This is a genomic window from Azonexus hydrophilus DSM 23864 (assembly GCF_000429605.1).
Classification (GTDB): domain Bacteria; phylum Pseudomonadota; class Gammaproteobacteria; order Burkholderiales; family Rhodocyclaceae; genus Azonexus; species Azonexus hydrophilus.
The window spans coordinates 198,528-218,499 of sequence record NZ_KE386925.1 but is presented as its reverse complement, the minus strand read 5'-3'; the positions used below and the strand labels follow the sequence as shown (position 1 = coordinate 218,499).

At 62.8% G+C, this 19,972-nt stretch carries 21 protein-coding genes; 17 read left to right on the top strand and 4 right to left on the bottom strand.

Going from position 1 to position 19,972, the window contains the following annotated elements; genetic code table 11:
* Positions 1-44: 44 nt before the first annotated feature.
* Positions 45-2,723 (bottom strand): Rne/Rng family ribonuclease, encoded by a 2,679-nt coding sequence (locus G471_RS0112405; protein WP_028995630.1) that lies wholly within the window; start codon positions 2,721-2,723, stop codon positions 45-47.
* A 399-nt stretch (positions 2,724-3,122) separates the two neighbouring features.
* Between G471_RS0112405 and G471_RS0112400 the strand changes: the two genes are divergently transcribed.
* Genes G471_RS0112400 through G471_RS0112390 form a run of 3 tightly spaced genes read left to right on the top strand, consistent with a single transcriptional unit; the run spans position 3,123 to position 5,782 of the window.
* Positions 3,123-4,127 (top strand): RluA family pseudouridine synthase, encoded by a 1,005-nt coding sequence (locus tag G471_RS0112400; protein WP_028995629.1) that lies wholly within the window; start codon positions 3,123-3,125, stop codon positions 4,125-4,127.
* The gene (locus tag G471_RS0112395) at positions 4,124-4,774 is read left to right on the top strand and encodes an HAD family hydrolase (protein WP_028995628.1); all 651 of its coding nucleotides are present in this window, start codon (positions 4,124-4,126) and stop codon (positions 4,772-4,774) included. The genes G471_RS0112400 and G471_RS0112395 overlap by 4 nt, the downstream gene beginning before the upstream one ends.
* Before the next feature lie 45 nt (positions 4,775-4,819).
* Positions 4,820-5,782: a S49 family peptidase gene (locus G471_RS0112390; protein ID WP_028995627.1), complete on the top strand. Its 963-nt coding sequence runs from the start codon at positions 4,820-4,822 to the stop codon at positions 5,780-5,782.
* On the opposite strand, the gene G471_RS0112385 is transcribed toward G471_RS0112390, so the two are convergent.
* Positions 5,783-6,490 (bottom strand): SAM-dependent methyltransferase, encoded by a 708-nt coding sequence (locus G471_RS0112385; protein WP_028995626.1) that lies wholly within the window; start codon positions 6,488-6,490, stop codon positions 5,783-5,785.
* Positions 6,490-7,068 carry a Maf family protein gene (locus tag G471_RS0112380; protein ID WP_028995625.1) on the bottom strand — a complete coding sequence of 193 codons (579 nt, stop codon included), beginning with the start codon at positions 7,066-7,068 and terminating at the stop codon, positions 6,490-6,492. The genes G471_RS0112385 and G471_RS0112380 overlap by 1 nt, the downstream gene beginning before the upstream one ends.
* 190 nt (positions 7,069-7,258) lie before the next feature.
* Here G471_RS0112380 and G471_RS0112375 point away from each other — a divergent pair, with 190 nt between their 5' ends.
* From G471_RS0112375 to G471_RS0112335, 9 genes are all read left to right on the top strand, one after another.
* Positions 7,259-7,672, top strand: a complete 414-nt coding sequence (locus G471_RS0112375) for a YceD family protein (RefSeq protein ID WP_245580559.1) — start codon at positions 7,259-7,261, stop codon at positions 7,670-7,672.
* Positions 7,673-7,693: 21 nt separating this feature from the next.
* Positions 7,694-7,873: a 50S ribosomal protein L32 gene (gene rpmF / locus G471_RS0112370; RefSeq protein ID WP_028995623.1), complete on the top strand. Its 180-nt coding sequence runs from the start codon at positions 7,694-7,696 to the stop codon at positions 7,871-7,873.
* A gap of 54 nt (positions 7,874-7,927) precedes the next feature.
* On the top strand, positions 7,928-8,956 hold the full coding sequence (gene plsX / locus G471_RS0112365) for a phosphate acyltransferase PlsX (protein WP_028995622.1): 1,029 nt from the start codon (positions 7,928-7,930) through the stop codon (positions 8,954-8,956).
* Entirely contained in the window at positions 8,957-9,916 is a 960-nt protein-coding gene (locus tag G471_RS0112360) for a beta-ketoacyl-ACP synthase III (RefSeq protein ID WP_028995621.1), read from the top strand. It abuts the gene before it with no gap.
* Positions 9,917-9,933: 17 nt separating this feature from the next.
* Positions 9,934-10,860, top strand: a complete 927-nt coding sequence (gene fabD / locus G471_RS0112355) for an ACP S-malonyltransferase (protein ID WP_028995620.1) — start codon at positions 9,934-9,936, stop codon at positions 10,858-10,860.
* Positions 10,861-10,863: 3 nt separating this feature from the next.
* Entirely contained in the window at positions 10,864-11,604 is a 741-nt protein-coding gene (fabG, locus tag G471_RS0112350; protein ID WP_028995619.1) for a 3-oxoacyl-ACP reductase FabG, read from the top strand.
* 72 nt (positions 11,605-11,676) lie between these two features.
* Positions 11,677-11,913, top strand: coding sequence for an acyl carrier protein (acpP, locus tag G471_RS0112345; RefSeq protein ID WP_028995618.1), 237 nt, complete (start codon positions 11,677-11,679; stop codon positions 11,911-11,913).
* 75 nt (positions 11,914-11,988) lie between these two features.
* Positions 11,989-13,224, top strand: coding sequence for a beta-ketoacyl-ACP synthase II (gene fabF, locus G471_RS0112340; protein ID WP_028995617.1), 1,236 nt, complete (start codon positions 11,989-11,991; stop codon positions 13,222-13,224).
* Between the two features lie 24 nt (positions 13,225-13,248).
* Positions 13,249-13,689: a protein YgfX gene (locus tag G471_RS0112335; protein WP_028995616.1), complete on the top strand. Its 441-nt coding sequence runs from the start codon at positions 13,249-13,251 to the stop codon at positions 13,687-13,689.
* On the opposite strand, the gene nadB is transcribed toward G471_RS0112335, so the two are convergent.
* Entirely contained in the window at positions 13,664-15,244 is a 1,581-nt protein-coding gene (gene nadB, locus G471_RS0112330) for an L-aspartate oxidase (RefSeq protein ID WP_028995615.1), read from the bottom strand. The genes G471_RS0112335 and nadB overlap by 26 nt on opposite strands.
* A 160-nt stretch (positions 15,245-15,404) precedes the next feature.
* Between nadB and rpoE the strand changes: the two genes are divergently transcribed.
* Genes rpoE through lepA form a run of 5 tightly spaced genes read left to right on the top strand, consistent with a single transcriptional unit; the run spans position 15,405 to position 19,970 of the window.
* On the top strand, positions 15,405-16,004 hold the full coding sequence (gene rpoE, locus G471_RS0112325; RefSeq protein WP_028995614.1) for an RNA polymerase sigma factor RpoE: 600 nt from the start codon (positions 15,405-15,407) through the stop codon (positions 16,002-16,004).
* Entirely contained in the window at positions 16,004-16,465 is a 462-nt protein-coding gene (locus tag G471_RS17575) for a SoxR reducing system RseC family protein (protein ID WP_051295466.1), read from the top strand. The genes rpoE and G471_RS17575 overlap by 1 nt, the downstream gene beginning before the upstream one ends.
* Complete coding sequence (locus tag G471_RS0112315; RefSeq protein ID WP_028995613.1) at positions 16,462-17,886, top strand: DegQ family serine endoprotease; 1,425 nt, start codon at positions 16,462-16,464, stop codon at positions 17,884-17,886. The genes G471_RS17575 and G471_RS0112315 overlap by 4 nt, the downstream gene beginning before the upstream one ends.
* Entirely contained in the window at positions 17,876-18,121 is a 246-nt protein-coding gene (locus G471_RS0112310; protein WP_028995612.1) for a glutaredoxin family protein, read from the top strand. Before G471_RS0112315 ends, G471_RS0112310 begins: the two co-directional genes overlap by 11 nt.
* 58 nt (positions 18,122-18,179) lie before the next feature.
* Positions 18,180-19,970, top strand: a complete 1,791-nt coding sequence (gene lepA / locus G471_RS0112305) for a translation elongation factor 4 (RefSeq protein ID WP_028995611.1) — start codon at positions 18,180-18,182, stop codon at positions 19,968-19,970.
* Positions 19,971-19,972: the final 2 nt, after the last annotated feature.

The window sequence follows — 19,972 nt, the reverse complement described above, 5'->3', positions numbered from 1 at the left end:
AAAGGGCGTCCCGCAGGACGCCCTTTTTGTTGGCCGTGACCGGCTTACTTGCCGGTTTCGACCATGACCAGCGGCTCGTCGGCACTTTGCTCGACCGCCTTTGCCTTGCGCGGACGACCCAGCTTGACTGGCGGTTCGCTCGGGGCGACCAGCACTTCAGCCGTGGTTTGGACCATGACCAGTCCGCTGTCCGACAGGGCAGCATCGACATTGATCGGTGCGCTGGCCGGCAGCGGGGCCGGTGCTGCGACGGCTTCCACGGCGACTGCCTGGGGCTGCTCGACGACCGGGATTTCGACCGGGGCTTCGACAACCGCCTGGACTTCGGGTGTTGCCGGTTCGGCAGCAATCTCGGCGACCGTGACGGTTTCCTGAACGGCTTCGGGAGCGACTTCGATCTGGGCGACGGCAGCCACTTCGGTTGCCGGGGCCTCGACGGCCGGTGCAGCGACCGGTTCGATCGCTTCGACAGCCACTTCGACAGTCGCTGCCATCGGTGCCGGGCTGGCCTCGATGGTGGTTTCCGCGGCAGGAATGGTCACGACGACCGGCTCATTGTTGATCGTCTCGCTGGTCTCAGCGCTGACCGCGTCGACCATGGTGGTTTCCGATTCGTTGCGGCGTTCGTTGCGGCCACGGCCACCACGACGACCACGACGACGGGCGTTGCCTTGCTCGTCGCCAGCCGCTGCGGTTTGCGGAGCATCCGGTTCAACGGCCTGAAGCGCTTGCGGCATCTGTTCGATTGCCGGGCGAGTCTCGGCCTGCGGCTGACGCTCGCGGCGTTCCTTGCGCGGACGACGTTCCTGGCGTGGTTCACCATTGCCGGCAGCTTCTTCGCGGGCCGGCTTGTCGTTGCGTTCGGTGTTGCGATTGTTGCGTTCGCCTTCGTCACGACGGTTGCCGTTACGACCATTGCGGCCGTTACGGCGGTTGTCGTTACGAGCACCTTCGCGGCTTTTACGGGCCGGCGCTTCCGGCTTGACTTCGACAGCGGCAACCGGTTGGGCCGGGCCGCGGAACCAGGCGGCGATGCGAGCGAACAGTCCGGCGGAAGCGGCAGCAGGCACCGGGGCGGCGACAGCTTCTTCCTTGGCCGGCAGGTTGGGGGCCGGCTGTTCCGGCGAAATGCCCTTGATCGCAGCTTCCTGGCGCGGCTTGGCGCTTTCCTGCTGGCTGGCCTGCTTGGCAGATTCCTCGATCGGCTGGTCAACCATCCGGTAGGAAGGTTCGCGCAGGTCGTCGTTGTTCAGGTCGTCGTGGCGCAGGCGGGTGATCGTGTGCGCCGGCGTTTCCAGGTGAACATTCGGGATCAGCAGGATGGTGACCTTGTGGCGCAGTTCGATGGCCTGGATGTCCGGACGCTTCTCGTTGAGCAGGAAGGTGGCGACATCGACCGGTACCTGAACATGCACGGCGCCGGTGTTTTCCTTCATCGCTTCCTCTTCGAGGATGCGCAGGATGTGCAGCGCGGCCGATTCGGTCGAGCGGATGTGGCCGGTGCCGGAGCAGCGCGGGCAGGGGATGTAGCTGGTTTCGGCGAGGGCCGGACGCAGGCGCTGGCGCGACAGTTCCATCAGGCCGAAACGGCTGATCTTGCCCATCTGGACACGGGCGCGGTCGAAACGCAGGGCGTCGCGCAGGCGGTTCTCGACTTCGCGCTGGGCCTTGCTGTTTTCCATGTCGATGAAGTCGATGACGATTAGACCGCCGAGGTCGCGCAGGCGCAACTGGCGGGCCAGTTCGTCGGCGGCTTCGAGGTTGGTCTTGAGCGCCGTTTCCTCGATGTCGGCACCCTTGGTGGCGCGACCGGAGTTGACGTCGACAGCGACCAGGGCTTCGGTGTGATCGATGACGATGGCGCCGCCGGACGGCAGGTTGACCTGGCGGGCGAAGGCGGTTTCGATCTGGTGTTCGATCTGGAAGCGCGAGAACAGCGGCACGTCGTCGCGGTAGCGCTTGACGCGGTTGATGTTGCCCGGCATCACGGTGCCCATGAAGGCCTTGGCCTGTTCATAGACTTCGTCGGTGTCGATCAGGATCTCGCCGATGTCCGGCTGGAAATAATCGCGGATGGCGCGGATGACCAGCGAGCCTTCGAGGTAGATCAGGAAGGCGCCCGATTGCTGCTGGGCGGCGCCTTCGATGGCGGACCACAGTTGCAGCAGGTAGTTGAGGTCCCACTGCAGCTCTTCGGCCTGGCGGCCGATGGCGGCGGTACGGGCGATCAGGCTCATGCCGCCGGGGACTTCCAGCTGGTCCATGATTTCACGCAGTTCGGTGCGCTCGTCGCCGTCGACACGACGGGAGACGCCACCGCCGCGCGGGTTGTTCGGCATCAGCACGAGGTAGCGGCCGGCCAGCGAGACGTAGGTGGTCAGGGCTGCGCCCTTGTTGCCACGTTCATCCTTGTCGACCTGGACGATCAGTTCCTGACCTTCCTTGAGCGCATCCTGGATGCGGGCCTTGCCCGGTTCGACGCCCGGCTGGAAATAGGCGCGGGAGACTTCCTTGAACGGCAGGAAACCGTGGCGCTCCGAACCGTAATCGACGAAGCAGGCTTCGAGCGACGGTTCGATGCGGGTGATGACACCCTTGTAGATGTTGCTTTTCCGTTGTTCCTTGGCGGCGGATTCAATGTCGAGATCAATCAGTTTCTGACCATCGACAATGGCGACACGGAGTTCTTCCGCCTGTGTCGCATTGAAGAGCATGCGTTTCATTGTTTTGGGGCTCCAGCTCGCTGGTGCTCACGGCAACGAAACGCCCATGCAGGCAGCGACAGGTTCAGTTATCGGGTTGCGTCATGTGATTGGCGGCAAAGGCGATGATGAATGTGCTGATCGTTAAATGACCGCGAGTCTTTTTATGAAATGCGCGATCTTGGAATTCCTGCAACGGGCGATCCGTGCGTGCTTGTGGCGAGCTAATCCGTTAACATCACTACTTTTGGTGAGTGAACTTAACCAGTCGTTTCACGTTGGTTTGTCCCGGGCAATTGGCACGGGAGGGACTTCGTGGCCTGCCGCATGGCAGTCGCGCTTGCAGCGCGAGGGCGGACGGTCTGACGGTTCGGCATCCCTTGCAAACAGAGACGTAAAACGCAGGCAGTATATTAGAAAATGAATGGCACAGGTAACAATTCGGTCACTCTGGTTGTGATCGGCGAAGAAGCGCAAGGGCAGCGCCTGGACAATTACCTGCTGCGGCACTGCAAGGGGGTGCCGAAGAGCCATGTCTATCGCATCCTGCGTAGTGGCGAAGTCCGGGTCAACAGCCGCCGGGTCGATGCCACCTATCGACTGGAAATCGGCGACCGGGTGCGCATTCCGCCGATCCGCATCGCCGAGCGCCCGCAGGACGAGGTCGAGGAGGCCGCCAAGGCTCGCGTCGATCTACCGATCATTTTCGAAGACGAGGCGATGCTGGTCATCGACAAGCCCGAAGGCATCGCCGTCCATGGCGGCAGCGGGGTCAGCTTCGGGGTCATCGAAGCGCTGCGCCGGCAGCGGCCGCAGGCCAAGTTCCTCGAGCTGGCGCACCGGCTCGACCGCGAGACCTCGGGCATCCTGCTGGTTGGCAAGAAGCGGCTGGCGCTGACGGCGCTGCACGACATGTTCCGCGAGCACGGCGCCGGTGCCGACAAGCGCTACCTGGTGCTGGTCAAGGGGCGCTGGATGAACAATACCCAGCACGTCAAGGCGCCGTTGCTCAAATACCTGACCGACAGCGGTGAGCGCCGGGTCTCGGTCAATGCCGAAGGCAAGGCATCGCATACAGTGTTTCGTCTGCTCGCCCGCTGGCCGGACATGAGCCTGCTCGAAGCCCAGTTGAAGACCGGGCGGACGCACCAGATTCGCGTCCATCTTGCACATCTCGGTTTTCCCATCCTCGGCGACGAGAAGTACGGCGATTTCAACCTCAACAAGCGACTGCGTCCGGCCGGTCTGAAGCGCATGGCACTGCACGCCTGGCGCATGGCTTTTCGCCATCCTTTGCTGGGCACGCCGGTCGAGTGCGTGGCACCACTGCCGGACGGCATCCGCCAGTACATGACGACGGTGGACGCGCAAACCCCGCGCGAGTTTTCCGCCGACAACCTGCAACAAATCCTGGAGCAACAATGAAATACGAACTCGTGGTTTTCGACTGGGACGGGACGCTGCTCGATTCCGCTGGCGCCATCGTCAGGGCCATCCAGGCCGCCTGCCGCGATCTCGACCTGCCGGTGCCGGACAATGCCCGGGCCAGCCACGTCATCGGACTCGGTCTGGCTGATGCGATGCGCCACGCGGTCCCCGATCTGGCGCCAGAAAACTATCAGGCGATGGTCGACCGCTACCGCTTCCACTATCTCTCCGGCGATCATGCGCTGACCCTGTTCGACGGGGTGCCGGCAATGCTGGCGCGCCTGCACGCGGCCGGACACATCCTGGCGGTCGCTACCGGCAAGAGCCGGCTGGGGCTTGAACGGGCGCTCGACCACTCCGGTTTGCGGCCTTTCTTCTCGGCCTCGCGCTGCGCCGACGAATGTCACTCCAAACCGCACCCGCAGATGCTTGAGGAACTGATGGCCGAATTCGGCGTGACCAGCTCTGCCACCGTGATGATCGGCGATACTTCGCACGACCTGTTGATGGCCAGCAATGCCGGCGTCGATGCGCTGGCCGTCACCTACGGCGCCCATCCGCACGATCACCTGCTTGAGCATGCGCCGCTGGCCTGTCTGCACGACGTCGCTGAACTCGACGCCTGGCTGATGTCCAATGCCTGAGCAGGCTATACTTGACCGGTGAAATCTTCCCCCAGAAAGAACTAGATGGACCTCAATCCCCAACGCTCAGACAACGATCCCGCCTGGGAGAGAAAAACCCTGGAAAAGCTGGCTTTTGCCACACTCAGCGAACAGCGCGCGCGGCGTCGCTGGGGCATCTTCTTCAAGCTGCTGGGCTTTGGCTACCTTGCCTTCATCCTGTTTGCCCTGATCGAATGGGATAGCAGCAAGGTGGCCGACAGGCATGTCGCGATGGTCGAGCTGCGTGGTGTCATTGCCGCCAAGGGTGAAGCCAGTGCCGACAGCTTGGTGTCGGCACTGAACTCGGCATTTGACGCCCCGAATTCGCAGGCCGTGGTGCTACGCATCAACAGTCCGGGCGGCAGCCCGGTGCAGGCCGGTATCGTCAACGACGAAATCCGGCGGCTGCGGGCCAAGTATCCCGACAAGCCGCTCTATGCCGTGGTCGAGGATGTCTGTGCTTCCGGCGGCTACTACGTAGCCGCTGCCGCTGACCAGATCTATGTTGACAAGGCCAGTGTGGTCGGTTCGATCGGCGTGCTGATGGACGGTTTCGGTTTCACCGGCACGATGGAAAAGCTGGGCGTCGAACGGCGCCTGCTGACCGCCGGTGAAAACAAGGGTTTCCTCGATCCTTTCTCGCCGCAGGACGAAACCCAGCGGGCGCATGCCCGGACCTTGTTGGCCGATATCCACGCCCAGTTCATCGAGGTGGTCAAGAAGGGGCGTGGCGAGCGCCTGAAGGACAACCCGGAGATATTTTCCGGCTTGATGTGGACCGGTGCGCAAAGTATCCAGTTGGGGCTGGCCGATGGTTTCGGTACGGTTGAATCAGTCGCTCGCGACGTGGTCAAGGTCGAGGACGTGCTTGATTACTCGGTCAAGGAAAACCTCGCCGAGCGCTTTGCCAAACGGCTTGGCGCCGGTGCGGTCGACAGCTTCTGGCGTGGTTTTTCCAGCAGTGCCGGTGATTTTCGCCTGAACTGATCAGGCCAGCAGCAGGAAAACCGTCGGACGCCGCTCGATTTCGGGCGGCGTTTGTTTTTTCCACTGGGCAACGGTCAGGGTGCGGATGAATTCGCCGGGCAGGGTCAGGTCGGTGGCGACACACAATCGGGTCGTTCCCTGGCAGGCCTGCAGAATGGCGTCGAACATTGCCCGGTTGCGGTACGGTGTTTCGATGAACAACTGGGTCTGTCGGCGCTTGCGCGATTCGGCTTCGAGTTCGCGCAGGGTCTTGCTGCGATCGATGTCCTTGGCCGGCAGGTAGCCCTGAAAGGCAAAACGCTGGCCGTTGAGGCCGGAGGCCATCAGGGCCAGCAGCAGCGACGACGGGCCGATCAGCGGCACGACGCGGATGTTCTCGCGCTGGGCCAGGGCGACCAGATCGGCACCCGGGTCGGCGACCGCCGGGCAACCGGCTTCCGACAGCAAGCCGACGTCGTGACCGGCGCGCAGCGGCGCCAGCAGGTGATCGATGGCATCCGGCCGGCTGTGTTCGTTGAGTTCTTCCAGTTGCAGTTCCTGCAAGGGCAGGTCGGTGCCGGCCGCCTTGAGGAAGGCGCGGGCGCTTTTCGCCTGTTCAACGACGAAATGACGTAGTGGCCGGACGGTGGCCAGAACGCCAGGGTGCAGGCTGTCCGGCGGCGCCGATGGGCCGAGCGGGACGGGAATCAGGTAGAGGGTGCCGGCCATCAGAGGATTGCCACGCCCTGATTGCGCAACATGTCACACAGGGCGATCAGCGGCAGGCCGACGAGTGCATTCGGGTCGTCGCCCTGCATGCCGGCGAGCAGGGCGATGCCCAGGCCTTCCGATTTGGCTGAGCCGGCACAGTTGTAGGCCGGTTCGCGTTGCAGGTAGTTGTCGATCTCGCTGTCGGTCAGCGTCCGGAAGGTGACCAGCGTCGGTACGCCGCGCACCTGGCTGACGCCGGTGCTGGCGTTGTACAGGCACAGGCCGGTGAAGAAATTGACGGTCTTGCCCGACAATTCACGCAACTGGGCAATGGCACGTTCGTGATTGCCGGGTTTGCCGTAGATGCGACCATCAACCGTGGCGACCTGGTCGCTGCCGATGATCAGTGCATCGGGGTATTGCTCGGCAACGGCTCTGGCCTTGGCGGCGGACAGGCGCAGGGCCAGCGCCTCGGGGGCTTCGCCGGGGAGGGCGGATTCGTCGGTCTGGGGGTTGGCAACGCTGAAGGGCAGGCCGAGGCGGGCCAGCAGTTCGCGCCGGTACGGCGAGGTTGAAGCGAGTACGAGGTTTTTCATCTTGAAAGTTTTTGTGCAACAAAGCCTTGCGTCGATTTGTTGATGCAGCACTTTGTCTTTGACTTGGCGAGCCAAAAATAATATCATCCGCCGTTTAAGTCGCAACAGATTCAGCTTGAAAAGAATCAATGATGCCTTCGCCTTTGCCCGGGATGCGCGTGTTCTGCAAGGAACGCTGGCGGTTTCGGCAATGGAACGCCTGCATGATCTGCTGGCCGAAGTGTCCGGGGAGGTTTCCTGGCATCTCGAAGGTTTCAGGGGTAAACGTGGCGAACCCTTGCTGCGCCTGACGGTGAGCGGATGCATTCCGCTGGCTTGTCAGCGCTGCCTGGATGCCATCGATTTCGCGCTGGACGTCGATCGTCTGCTGGAAGTCATTCCGGCCAACGCCGACGTGTCGCAAGACGAACTGGAAGACGACAGCCGGGATTTTCTGCCGGTGGAAAAGGAACTGGATGTGGCGGAGCTGGTCGAGGACGAAATTCTGTTGTCCCTGCCGGTTGCGCCGCGACATGATGGATGTGGTTTGCCTGGCGCGTCTGGTGCCGGTGAGCGGGTCAACCCGTTTGCTGCACTGGCCGGGCTCAAAGGCAAGCCGAACTGATTTTTTTTGGAGTAACACAAAATGGCCGTTCAACAGAACAAGAAGTCCCCGTCGAAGCGTGGCATGCACCGTGCCCATGATTTCCTGACCGCGCCCCCGCTGGCCGTCGAGTCCACCACCGGTGAAACGCACCTGCGTCACCACATCTCCCCGAGCGGTTTCTACCGCGGCAAGAAGGTCCTCAAGGCCAAGGGCGAGTAATCGTTCATTGAAGGGCAGGCGGCTCTTTCGGGAGCGCCTGCCTTTTCTTTTGCCATGACAACCCGCATCGCCATTGATTGCATGGGGGGTGACCACGGACCGTCGGTGACGGTGCCCGCGGCTATCCGTTTTCTTGCAGAACATCCGGCGGCTCATCTCGTCCTGGTTGGTCAGGAGGAGGTTTTGCGTCCGCTGCTCGGCACTACGGCCGATGATTCACGCCTGCGCATCGTCAATGCGACCGAAGTGGTCGGCATGGACGAATCGCCGGCGCTCGCCTTGCGCAACAAGAAGGATTCTTCGATGCGCGTGGCCATCAATCTCGTCAAGTCCGGCGAGGCTGACGCCTGCGTTTCAGCCGGAAACACCGGCGCACTGATGGCGATCTCGCGCTTCGTCCTCAAGATGCTGCCCGGTATCGACCGGCCGGCGATCTGTGCGCCGCTGCCGACGATCAACGGCCACACGCACATGCTCGACCTCGGTGCCAACGTCGATTGCGAACCGGAGCACCTGCTGCAGTTCGGCATCATGGGCGCCATGCTGGTCGCCGCCATGGAGCACAAGGAACGGCCGACAGTCGGCATCCTCAATATCGGCGAGGAAGAGATCAAGGGTAACGAGGTGGTCAAGGCTGCCGCCGACCTGCTGCGCAATTCCGGTCTGAATTTCGTCGGTAACGTCGAAGGCGACGGGATCTACAAGGGCGAAGCCGATGTCATTGTGTGCGATGGTTTTGTCGGTAACGTCGCCCTGAAGACTTCCGAGGGGCTGGCGCAGATGCTGGCATCGTCGTTGCGCAGCGAGTTCAAGCGTAGCTGGCTGACCAAGATCGCGGCCCTGATCGCCATTTCGGTGCTCAATAATTTCAAGAAGCGCTTCGACCATCGCCGTTACAACGGTGCGATCCTGCTCGGCCTCAAGGGAATTTCGGTGAAGAGCCACGGCTCGGCCGACGAATTGTCGTTCGGCACCGCCATTGCCCGGGCCTACGACGCGGCGGAAAACCGTGTCCTGGAGCGGATCACCGAGCGCCTGGCACTAACCAATGCGGCTTCGTCCGCTGCTGTGGAGACAGTCTGAATGTACGCACGCGTGATCGGCACCGGCAGCTACCTGCCGGGCAAACCCGTCAGCAACGATGACCTGGCGGCGCGCGGTATCGATACCAACGACGAGTGGATCGTCACGCGCACCGGTATCCGCAGCCGTCATCTGGCCGAAGCCGGCACGACCTCGAGCGAACTCGGCCTGATCGCCGCCCAGCGGGCTCTGGAGATGGCCGGTGTCGCTGCAGCCGACCTCGACTTGATCGTTGTTGCCACGTCGACCCCGGACTTCATCTTCCCCAGCACTGCCTGCATCATTCAGGGCAAGCTCGGTAACAAGGGCGCTGCCGCCTTTGACGTACAGGCCGTTTGTGCCGGTTTTACCTATGCCCTGGGCATTGCCGAGAAATTCATTGTTTCCGGCTCGCACAAGAAGGCGCTGGTCATCGGCGCCGAAGTGTTTTCGCGCATCCTCGACTGGAACGATCGTGGCACCTGCGTGCTGTTCGGCGACGGTGCCGGCGCGGTGGTCCTTGAAGCCTCGGAGACCCCGGGTATCATGGCCACGGCGATGCATGCCGACGGCAGCCAGTTCGGTATCCTCAACGTGCCTGGCCAGGTCTGTTCGGGTCAGGTCACCGGTGATCCCTTCCTGCGCATGGACGGTCAGGCGGTATTCAAATTCGCCGTGCGCGTGCTTGCCGACATCGCCGAGGAAGTCTGCGCCAAGGCCGGTATCTCGACCGCTGACCTTGACTGGCTGATTCCTCATCAGGCCAATATCCGCATCATTGAAGCGACCGGCAAGAAGCTTGGCGTGCCCCGTGAGAAAGTGATCGTTTCCGTCGATCGTCATGGCAATACCTCGGCCGCATCGGTGCCGCTGGCGCTGGACGAAGCCGTTCGCGATGGACGCATCCAGCGCGGCCAGAAAGTCCTGGTCGAGGGGGTTGGTGGCGGTTTCACCTGGGGCGCAGCCCTGCTCGAATTCTGATAACAGGAGACTGATTGATGTCTTTTGCCTTCGTATTTCCCGGCCAGGGCTCGCAGAGCGTTGGCATGATGGCCGCTTACGGCGATGCCGCCGTGGTTCGCGCCACCTTTGACGAAGCGTCTGCCGCGCTTGGCGACGACCTGTGGGCGATGGTCGCTGACGGTCCGACCGAAGTCCTGACCCAGACCGTCAATACCCAACCGGTCATGCTCACCGCCGGTATCGCCGCCTGGCGCCTGTGGTGCGAGAAGGGCGGCAAGATGCCGGCCGTCGTCGCCGGCCACAGCCTGGGTGAGTATTCGGCGCTGGTTGCTGCCGGCGTCATCGAGTTCAAGGACGCGGTACCGCTGGTCCGCCTGCGCGCCGCTGCCATGCAGGAAGCCGTGCCGCTCGGCACCGGCGCCATGGCCGCCGTGCTCGGTCTGGATAACGCCGGCATCGTTGCCGCCTGTGCCGAAGCGGCGCAGGGCGAGATCGTCGAGCCGGTCAATTTCAACGCCAACGGCCAGACCGTGATCGCCGGCCACAAGGGCGCCGTCGAACGCGCCATGGACGCCTGCAAGGCGCGCGGTGCCAAGATGGCCAAGGCGCTGCCGGTGTCGGCACCGTTCCATTCCTCGCTGATCCGCCCGGCTGCTGACAAACTGGCTGCGCGTCTGGCCGAGCTGACGCTGCAGGCGCCGAAGATTCCGGTAATCAACAACGTCGACGTGGCGATCGAAAACGATCCGGCCCGGATCAAGGATGCGCTGGTGCGCCAGGCCTACAATCCGGTGCGCTGGGTCGAGACGGTCCAGAAAATGGCCGCTATCGGCGTGACGACCGTGGCCGAATGCGGTCCGGGCAAGGTCCTGGCCGGTCTGACCAAGCGTTGTGCCGACGGTGTTGCCGGGGTTGCCCTGGCTGATGCGGCGGCCATCGAAGCCAATCTCGGCCTGGAGTAAGCGATGCTCAACGACAAGATTGCGCTGGTCACCGGCGCCACCCGCGGTATCGGCCGCGCCATCGCCCTCGAACTCGGCCGCCAGGGTGCCACCGTGATCGGTACGGCGACCAGCGAAGCCGGTGCCGGGCAGATTTCGGCCTATCTCGCCGAAGCGGGCATCAAGGGTCGTGGTGTCGTCCTCAACGTTACCGACAACGCGCAGACCGACGCCGTGCTCGCCGAGGTCGCCAAGGAATTCGGCGCCATCACAGTGCTCGTCAATAACGCCGGCATCACCCGCGATAACCTGACCATGCGCATGGGCGACGACGAGTGGGATGCGGTCATCGACACCAACCTGAAGGCGGTTTTCCGTCTGTCGCGCGGCGTCATGCGCGGCATGATGAAGGCGCGCTTCGGCCGCATCGTCAATATTTCGTCGGTGGTCGGCTATTCCGGCAACGCCGGCCAGGCCAATTACTGCGCTGCCAAGGCCGGCGTCGCCGGTCTCTCCCGGTCGCTGGCGCGCGAACTGGGCAGCCGCAACATCACGGTCAATTGCGTCGCGCCGGGCTTCATCGCCACCGACATGACGCATGCGCTGACCGAAGAACAAAAGGCCGCTATGCTGGCCTCGATTCCGCTGGCTCGTGCCGGCACACCTGAAGACGTCGCCGGTGCGGTCGGCTTCCTGGTTTCTCCCGCTGCCTCGTATGTCACGGGTACTACCGTGCATGTGAATGGCGGCATGTTCATGGATTGATTACACCAAGTCCCGGCTTTTGGTAGAATCAACACGTTTTTTTTCGTACCCCGAGGGGAAGGAGTTTTTCGAATGGATAACATCGTAGAGCGCGTCAAGAAGATCGTCGCCGAACAACTGGGTGTGAACGAAGCGGACATCAAGAACGAGTCCTCTTTCGTCGATGATCTGGGCGCGGATTCGCTGGACACCGTCGAGCTGGTCATGGCGCTGGAAGAGGAATTCGAATGCGAAATTCCGGACGACCAGGCCGAGAAGATCACGACCGTCCAGCAGGCTGTCGATTACATCCTCGCCAACAAGCAGTAAGCCAATTCCGGTTTCAACCAGGCAAGGCCGGCCCCCAAGGCCGGCCTTGCTATTTTTGCTTTCGGAGTGCATATCTTGGCACGTCGTAGAGTCGTCATCACCGGCCTGGGCCTGATTTCCCCGGTCGGCAACAGCGTCGAAGAAGGTTGGAAGAACATCGTTGCCGGCGTTTCCGGCATCGCACCGATCACCCGCTTCGACACCTCGACCTTTCCGGTACAGTTTGCCGGTGAAGTCAAGAATTTCGACATCACCCAGTACATTTCCGCCAAGGATGCCCGGCGCATGGATACCTTCATCCATTACGGCCTGGCTGCGGGCATGCAGGCCGTGCGTGACGCCGGCCTGGATCAGGAGGGCGCGGCCGATCCCGAGCGCGTCGGTGTCGCCATCGGTTCCGGTATCGGCGGTCTGCCGCTGATCGAAGCCACCAAGGACGAATACAATGTCGCCGGCGTGCGCAAGGTTTCGCCTTTCTTCGTTCCCGGTTCGATCATCAACATGATTTCCGGCAACCTGTCGATCGAGTACGGCTTCAAGGGCCCCAATCTGTCCATCGTGACCGCTTGCACGACCGGTACGCACTCGATCGGCGAAGCCGCACGCATCATCGAATACGGCGATGCCGACGTGATGGTTGCCGGCGGTGCCGAATCGACCGTGTCGCCGCTCGGCCTCGGCGGTTTCTGCGCAGCCCGCGCGCTGTCCACCCGCAATGACGACCCGGCGACGGCCAGCCGTCCGTGGGACAAGGATAGAGACGGTTTCGTGCTGGGCGAGGGCGCCGGTGTCCTGGTGCTCGAAGAGTACGAACACGCCAAGGCCCGTGGCGCCAAGATCTACGCCGAAGTGGCCGGCTACGGCATGAGCGCCGACGCTTATCACATCACCGCCCCGAACATGGACGGCCCGCGCCGTTCGATGGTCAATGCGCTGAAGAATGCCGGTGTGACGCCGGCCGACGTCCAGTACGTCAATGCGCACGGTACGTCGACGCCGCTCGGCGACAAGAACGAATCGGATGCGATCAAGGCAGCCTTCGGCGACGCGCAGAAGTCCATCGTCGTCAATTCGACCAAGTCGATGACCGGTCACCTGCTCGGCGGTGCCGGCGGGGTCGAGTCGTTGTTCACGGTGCTGGCCATCCATCACCAGATCTCGCCGCCGACGATCAACATCTTCAATCAGGATCCCGAGTGCGATCTGGATTACTGCGCCAACCAGGCGCGGCCGATGAAGATCGACGTAGCGCTGAAGAACAACTTCGGTTTCGGCGGAACCAACGGCTCGCTGGTGTTCAAGCGTATCTAAGCGCGACTGCCAGGGAGACGAACGGTGCAGTTTCCGGTGATCATCGGACTGCACCGTTCTTTTTTGCTCGATCGCCTGCTGCTGCTCGTGGTGCTGGCAAGCGTCGTGTTCATCGGCTTCTATCCAGGGGAACCCTGGCAGGTGGCGGGCTTGCTGGTGGTTGTCGTCCTGCTCGTCGGGCTGGCCTGGCGGCAACTACGTCCGCCGTTTGCCGCCTTGCGCCTGACCCACGACGGCAGGGTGGAGGGGCGTTTGCAGGAAGATGGCGAGTTTGTTGCGCTGCGTTGCCTGCCGGGGGCTACGGTCCATCGCTGGCTGACGGTATTGCATCTGGCACCGGAAAGCGGCGGGGCGGCCAGCGTGCTGGTGGTGACCGTCGATAGCAGCGGGCCGGACGAGTTTCGCCGGCTAAGGGTTTTCCTGCGCTGGCAGAACCGCGTCAGCGCTTCTGGCGACGTGGCTTGAGCGTGGTATTGCGGGGTTTTGCCGCCATGTCCGGATAGTCCGGCGAGTAGTGCAGGCCGCGACTTTCCTTGCGCAGCATGGCGCAACGGATGATCAGTTCGGCCGTGAGGACGAGATTGCGCAGTTCGATCAGGTCGTGACTGACCCGGAAATTGGCGTAGAACTCGTTGATTTCGCGTTTCAGCAGGCGCACGCGATGTTCGGCGCGCTTCAGTCGCTTGGTCGTGCGGACGATGCCGACATAGTCCCACATGAAGCGGCGCAGTTCGTCCCAGTTGTGAGAAATCACCACTTCCTCGTCGGCATCGGTGACCCGGCTGTCGTCCCAGTCGGGCAGGGCAGGCAGCGGTGCCGGCTTTTGCGCGAGCATGTCCTTGACCGCCGCTTCCGAGAACACCAGGCATTCGAGCAGGGAGTTGGACGCCAGGCGATTGGCGCCGTGCAGGCCGGTGCAGGAAGCTTCGCCGGCAACGTAGAGACCGGCGACATCGGTATGCCCGTCGAGGTCGCAGACGATGCCGCCGCAGGTGTAATGGGCAGCCGGAACGACCGGAATCGGTTCGCGGGTGATGTCGATGCCGAGCTCCAGGCAGCGTGCGTGGATGTTCGGGAAATGCTCGCGGATGAAGGCTTCGCCCTTGTGCGAGATATCGAGGTAAACGCAGTCCAGGCCACGCTTCTTCATCTCGAAGTCGATGGCGCGGGCGACGATGTCGCGCGGCGCCAGTTCCTCGCGCTCGTCGTGCTCAGGCATGAAGCGCGTGCCGTCCGGCAACTTGAGCAGACCACCTTCGCCGCGCACGGCCTCGGAAATCAGGAAGGACTTGGCGTTGGGGTGGTAGAGGCAGGTCGGGTGGAACTGGATGAACTCCATGTTGGCCACCCGGCAACCGGCGCGCCAGGCCATGGCGATGCCATCGCCGGTCGAGGTGTCGGGGTTGGTGGTGAACAGATAGACCTTGCCGGCGCCGCCGGTCGCCAGCAGGGTGTTGGCTGCGCCGATGGTCAGGACGTCACCGGAAACACTGTTGAGGACATAGGCGCCGAAACAGCGGTTCTTGTCGGTGCCGAGCTTGCTGCCGGTGATCAGGTCGACGGCGATATGGTCTTCGAAGACATGGATCTTCGGGTGCTTGCGGACTTTCTCGGTGAGCGTCTGCTGGACCGCGGCGCCGGTGGCATCGGCGACGTGGATGACCCGGCGGGCGCTGTGACCGCCCTCGCGGGTCAGGTGATAGCCGGATTCGTCCTTGGTGAAGGGAACGCCCTGTTCGATCAGCCATTCGATCGCGCTGCGGCCGTTCTCGACAACGAAGCGGGTGGCCTTTTCGTCATTCAGCCAGGCGCCGGCAACGAAAGTGTCCTGGATATGCGCTTCGATCGAATCGCGGTTGTCGAGCACCGCGGCAATGCCGCCCTGGGCCCATCCGGAGGCGGAGTCCTCAAGCTTGCGCTTGCTGATCAGCGCGACGCTGCAATGATCGGCCAGGCGAAGCGCCGCCGATTGACCGGCGAGGCCGCTGCCGATGATGAGCACATCAAAGTTGAGCACGATGTTTCCCGGAGAAGATAATCCGGCGCGCAATATAGCACGCGGAAAACGATTCACATCGTTACAGAAAATCACAATTAGGGATAAGTCCCTAGGGGTGGCGTCAAAAGGCCTGCGTTATACTCTGCCCCAACAAGAACATATTCCCGGGAAAAACAGAGTCATGAGCGAGCGCGAGGTCGATCAGTTGCTGGTCGAGCGGGCGCAAGGCGGCGATCAAGGCGCCTTCGACCAGTTGGTGAGCAAGTATCAGCGCAAGCTGGGTCGCTTGCTGTCGCGCTACATCCGCGATGCGGCAGAAGTCGAGGATGTGTCGCAGGAGGCCTTCATCAAGGCCTATCGCGCCTTGCCGTCCTTCCGCGGCGACAGCGCCTTCTATACCTGGCTGTACCGGATCGGCATCAACACCGCCAAGAACTACCTGGTTTCCCAGGGGCGGCGGGCGCCGACCAGTACCGAATTCGATGCCGACGAGGCCGAGGGCTTCGAGGATGCGGCCCTGCTGCGCGACATCAATACGCCGGAGAGTCTGCTGATGTCCAAGCAGATCGGCCAGACCGTCAATAGCGCGATGGATGCCTTGCCCGAGGAATTGCGCACGGCCATCGTCCTGCGCGAAATCGAGGGGCTGTCCTACGAAGAAATCGCCGGCATCATGGACTGCCCGATCGGCACCGTCCGTTCGCGGATTTTCCGGGCACGCGAGGCCGTCGCCGGCAAGCTGCGCCCCTTGCTCGACATCGCTCCCGACAGGCGCTGGTGATGGAAGGCGAGGGCAGCGTCATCCGGGCGGTCGTCCGCCTGGTCGATCCGGCCGGCGCCGTCGTCGAAATCGCGCAGGGCGGTTGCGGCCGTTGCCATGAAAAGGGTGGTTGCGGTGGCCATCACCTGACCCAGACCTTCTGTAGCGGCCCGCGTCGCTATCGCGTGGGCAATGCCATCGGCGCCGAAGTCGGCGACACGGTTTCAGTTGCCGTCACGGCGGGAACCTTGCGGCGCGGTGCCAATCTGGCCTACGGCCTGCCGGTGCTCGGCCTGATCGGCGGGGCCGTGCTCGGCGCGCAACTGGGCGGCGACATGGGGGCCATCGTCGGCAGCCTGATTGGCGTGGTTGCTGCCTTCGCGCTGGCGGCACGCCGCTCGCGACAACCGGTGGGCGATCCCGGCAGTCGGCCGCACATCATTTCCCGCATCCCCGAGATTCAGGAGAAAACCGGTCAATGAAGCACATTCTGGCGATTCTTTCCTTGCTCCTTACCGTCGGTCTGGCCCAGGCACAATCGCGCGGACTGCCGGATTTCACCGAACTGGCGGAAAAGCAGGGGCCGGCGGTGGTCAATATCAGTACCACGCAGACCGTTCGCGGACAGGCCGGGGCCATGCCTTTCCCGTTCGACGAGAGCGATCCGGCGTTCGAGTTGTTCAAACGTTTCTTTCCTCGTGTTCCCGGCGGCGGTGCTGCGCCCAGGGAGTTCGACAACAAGTCGCTGGGTTCCGGCTTTTTCATCAGCGACGATGGCTACCTCCTGACCAATGCGCATGTCGTCGACGGCGCCGAGGAAGTCACGGTCCGTCTGACCGACAAGCGCGAGTTCAAGGCGCGGATTGTCGGCGCCGACAAGCGGACCGACGTGGCCTTGCTCAAGATCGAGGCCAGCGGCCTGCCCTTCGTCAAACTGGGTGACCCGTCCCGGCTCAAGGTCGGCGAGTGGGTGGTGGCCATCGGTTCGCCCTTCGGTTTCGACAATTCGCTGACCGCCGGCGTGGTTTCGGCCAAGGGGCGCTCGCTGCCGCAGGAAAACTACGTGCCCTTCATCCAGACCGATGTGGCAATCAATCCGGGCAATTCGGGCGGGCCGCTGTTCAACCTGAACGGTGAAGTGGTCGGTATCAATTCGCAGATCTACAGCCGCAGCGGCGGCTACATGGGCGTCTCGTTCGCCATTCCAATCGACGTGGCGATGGATATCCAGCAGCAACTGCGGATGTCGGGCAAGGTCAATCGTGGGCGGATCGGCGTGGTCATCCAGGAGGTCAGCAAGGAGCTGGCCGATTCGCTGGGCCTGGCGCGGCCAATGGGCGCCGTGGTCAATGCCGTCGAGCGCGACGGACCCGCCGAAAAAGCCGGCATCGAAGCCGGCGACGTGATCCTGCGTTTCGACGGCAAGGCGGTCGAGACCTCGGCCGATCTGCCGCGCATGGTCGCAGCGACCCGTCCGGGCATGCGCTCGGTGGTCCAGGTCTGGCGTAAAGGGAAGCTGCGCGACATCGCTGTCGTGGTCGGCCAGATGGCAGACGAGTCCCAGGCCGCTGCGCGACCGCCACGCGCCGGCCGCGCGCCCGAGCGCAGCGCCAATCGACTGGGTCTGGTGGTCGGCGAACTCTCCGCCGAACAGCGGCGTGCGCTGCGCATCGACGGCGGATTGGTGATCGAGGAAGTGCGCGGTGCAGCGGCACGTGCCGAGTTGCGCCAGGGCGACATCATCATTGCCCTGATCCATCGCGGCAGCACCACCGAACTCAAGTCGGCCGAGCAGTTCAACAAACTGCTGGCCCAACTGGACAGGAATACCAACGTCACCTTGCTGATCCGCCGTGGCGAAATGCAGACCTTCGTGACCGTGCGGGGCTTGAATGGCAATTGAACTGACCTTGATGAGCCGTGGCTACTGCCATCTGTGCCATGACATGGAGGCGGCGCTGGCGCCGCTGGCGGCCGAGTTCGGGGCGACGGTGACGGTAGTCGACGTCGATGCCGACCCGGCGCTCGAAGCAAAATACGACGAACTGGTGCCGGTGCTGCTGCACGGTGAAACCGAGCTCTGTCACTACTTCCTGGATGAGGCCAAAACCCGTGAATATTTGGTGCAAATCCGCTAGAATTCAGGGTCTTCCGAATCGCCAAGGGCGCCGTTAGCGCCCTTTTTTACTGCCTGCAATGGACCACATCAGAAACTTCAGCATCATCGCCCACATCGACCACGGTAAATCGACCTTGGCCGATCGCATCATCCATCTCTGCGGTGGCCTGTCCGACCGTGAAATGGAGGCGCAGGTGCTCGATTCGATGGATATCGAGCGCGAGCGCGGCATCACCATCAAGGCGCAGACAGCGGCGCTCCAGTACAAGGCGCGCGACGGCAAGGTGTACAACCTGAACCTGATCGACACGCCGGGACACGTCGACTTCTCCTACGAAGTTTCGCGTTCGCTGTCGGCCTGCGAAGGCGCGCTGCTGGTCGTTGATGCCTCGCAAGGCGTCGAGGCGCAGACGGTGGCCAACTGCTATACGGCGCTCGACCTTGATGTCGAAGTGGTGCCAGTGCTCAACAAGATCGACCTGCCGTCGGCTGATCCGGACAACGCCCGCCAGGAAATCGAGGACGTGATCGGTATCGACGCGACCGATGCGGTGCTCGCGTCGGCAAAGACCGGGCTGGGCGTCGAGGACATCCTCGAAGCCGTGATCGCCCGCGTGCCGCCGCCCAAGGGCGATGTCAGCGCGCCACTGAAGGCGCTGATCATCGACTCCTGGTTCGACAACTACGTCGGCGTCGTCATGCTGGTGCGTGTTGTCGAAGGCGAGATGAAGCCCAAGGACAAGCTCTACTTCATGTCCACCGGCGCCACCCAGCTGTGCGAACAGGTCGGCGTGTTCACCCCGAAATCGCTGCAACGCCCGTCGCTGAAGGCCGGCGAGGTCGGCTTCGTGATTTCCGGAATCAAGGAACTGAAGGCGGCCAAGGTCGGCGACACGATCACCCTGGCCGACCGCAAGGCGACCGAGCCGCTGCCCGGCTTCAAGGAAATCAAGCCGCAGGTGTTCGCCGGTCTCTACCCGGTCGAGTCGAACCAGTACGACTCGCTGCGCGAAGCGCTGGAAAAGCTCAAGCTCAACGACGCCTCGCTGCAATACGAGCCGGAAGTCTCGCAGGCGCTGGGCTTCGGCTTCCGCTGCGGCTTCCTTGGCCTGCTCCACATGGAAATCGTGCAGGAGCGCCTGGAGCGCGAATTCGATCAGGATCTGATCACCACCGCGCCGACCGTGGTGTACGAAGTCGTGCAGCGCGACGGCTCGGTGATCCAGGTCGAGAACCCGGCCAAGCTGCCGGAGATCTCCAAGATCGAGGAAGTGCGCGAACCGATCATCACCGCGACCATCTTCGTGCCGCAGGATTACCTGGGCAACGTCATCACGCTGTGCAACCAGAAGCGCGGCAATCAGGTCGACATGCATTATCACGGCCGCCAGGTGAAGCTGGTTTACGAGATGCCGATGGCCGAAGTGGTCATGGATTTCTTTGACAAGCTGAAGTCCTGCTCCAAGGGCTACGCTTCGCTCGACTACGATTTCAAGGAATACCGCGCCGCCGATGTGGTCAAGCTCGATATCCTGATCAACAGCGAGAAGGTCGATGCGCTGTCGCTGATCGTGCACCGCTCCAATTCGCAGTACCGCGGCCGCGAACTGGCGTCGAAGATGCGCGAGCTGATTCCCCGGCAGATGTACGACGTCGCCATCCAGGCCGCCATCGGATCGCACATCATCGCCCGCGAGAACGTCAAGGCAATGCGCAAGGACGTGCTGGCCAAGTGTTACGGCGGCGACATCAGCCGCAAGAAGAAGCTGCTGGAAAAGCAGAAGGCCGGCAAGAAGCGCATGAAGCAGGTCGGCTCGGTGGAAATCCCGCAGGAAGCATTCCTCGCCGTGCTGCGCGTTGATAGCTGAGA

Bases quoted from the DNA above. Each gene is read 5' to 3' on its own strand.
- G471_RS0112380 (WP_028995625.1), bottom strand. From the start codon at position 7,068: ATGAAAAACCTCGTACTCGCTTCAACCTCGCCGTACCGGCGCGAACTG.
- lepA (WP_028995611.1), top strand. From the start codon at position 18,180: ATGGACCACATCAGAAACTTCAGCATCATCGCCCACATCGACCACGGT.
- G471_RS0112390 (WP_028995627.1), top strand. From the start codon at position 4,820: ATGGACCTCAATCCCCAACGCTCAGACAACGATCCCGCCTGGGAGAGA.
- G471_RS0112400 (WP_028995629.1), top strand. From the start codon at position 3,123: ATGAATGGCACAGGTAACAATTCGGTCACTCTGGTTGTGATCGGCGAA.
- fabG (WP_028995619.1), top strand. From the start codon at position 10,864: ATGCTCAACGACAAGATTGCGCTGGTCACCGGCGCCACCCGCGGTATC.
- G471_RS0112405 (WP_028995630.1), bottom strand. From the start codon at position 2,723: ATGAAACGCATGCTCTTCAATGCGACACAGGCGGAAGAACTCCGTGTC.
- G471_RS0112375 (WP_245580559.1), top strand. From the start codon at position 7,259: ATGGAACGCCTGCATGATCTGCTGGCCGAAGTGTCCGGGGAGGTTTCC.
- G471_RS17575 (WP_051295466.1), top strand. From the start codon at position 16,004: ATGGAAGGCGAGGGCAGCGTCATCCGGGCGGTCGTCCGCCTGGTCGAT.
- G471_RS0112395 (WP_028995628.1), top strand. From the start codon at position 4,124: ATGAAATACGAACTCGTGGTTTTCGACTGGGACGGGACGCTGCTCGAT.
- plsX (WP_028995622.1), top strand. From the start codon at position 7,928: ATGACAACCCGCATCGCCATTGATTGCATGGGGGGTGACCACGGACCG.
- G471_RS0112315 (WP_028995613.1), top strand. From the start codon at position 16,462: ATGAAGCACATTCTGGCGATTCTTTCCTTGCTCCTTACCGTCGGTCTG.
- rpoE (WP_028995614.1), top strand. From the start codon at position 15,405: ATGAGCGAGCGCGAGGTCGATCAGTTGCTGGTCGAGCGGGCGCAAGGC.
- G471_RS0112385 (WP_028995626.1), bottom strand. From the start codon at position 6,490: ATGGCCGGCACCCTCTACCTGATTCCCGTCCCGCTCGGCCCATCGGCG.
- G471_RS0112360 (WP_028995621.1), top strand. From the start codon at position 8,957: ATGTACGCACGCGTGATCGGCACCGGCAGCTACCTGCCGGGCAAACCC.
- fabD (WP_028995620.1), top strand. From the start codon at position 9,934: ATGTCTTTTGCCTTCGTATTTCCCGGCCAGGGCTCGCAGAGCGTTGGC.
- acpP (WP_028995618.1), top strand. From the start codon at position 11,677: ATGGATAACATCGTAGAGCGCGTCAAGAAGATCGTCGCCGAACAACTG.
- G471_RS0112310 (WP_028995612.1), top strand. From the start codon at position 17,876: ATGGCAATTGAACTGACCTTGATGAGCCGTGGCTACTGCCATCTGTGC.
- rpmF (WP_028995623.1), top strand. From the start codon at position 7,694: ATGGCCGTTCAACAGAACAAGAAGTCCCCGTCGAAGCGTGGCATGCAC.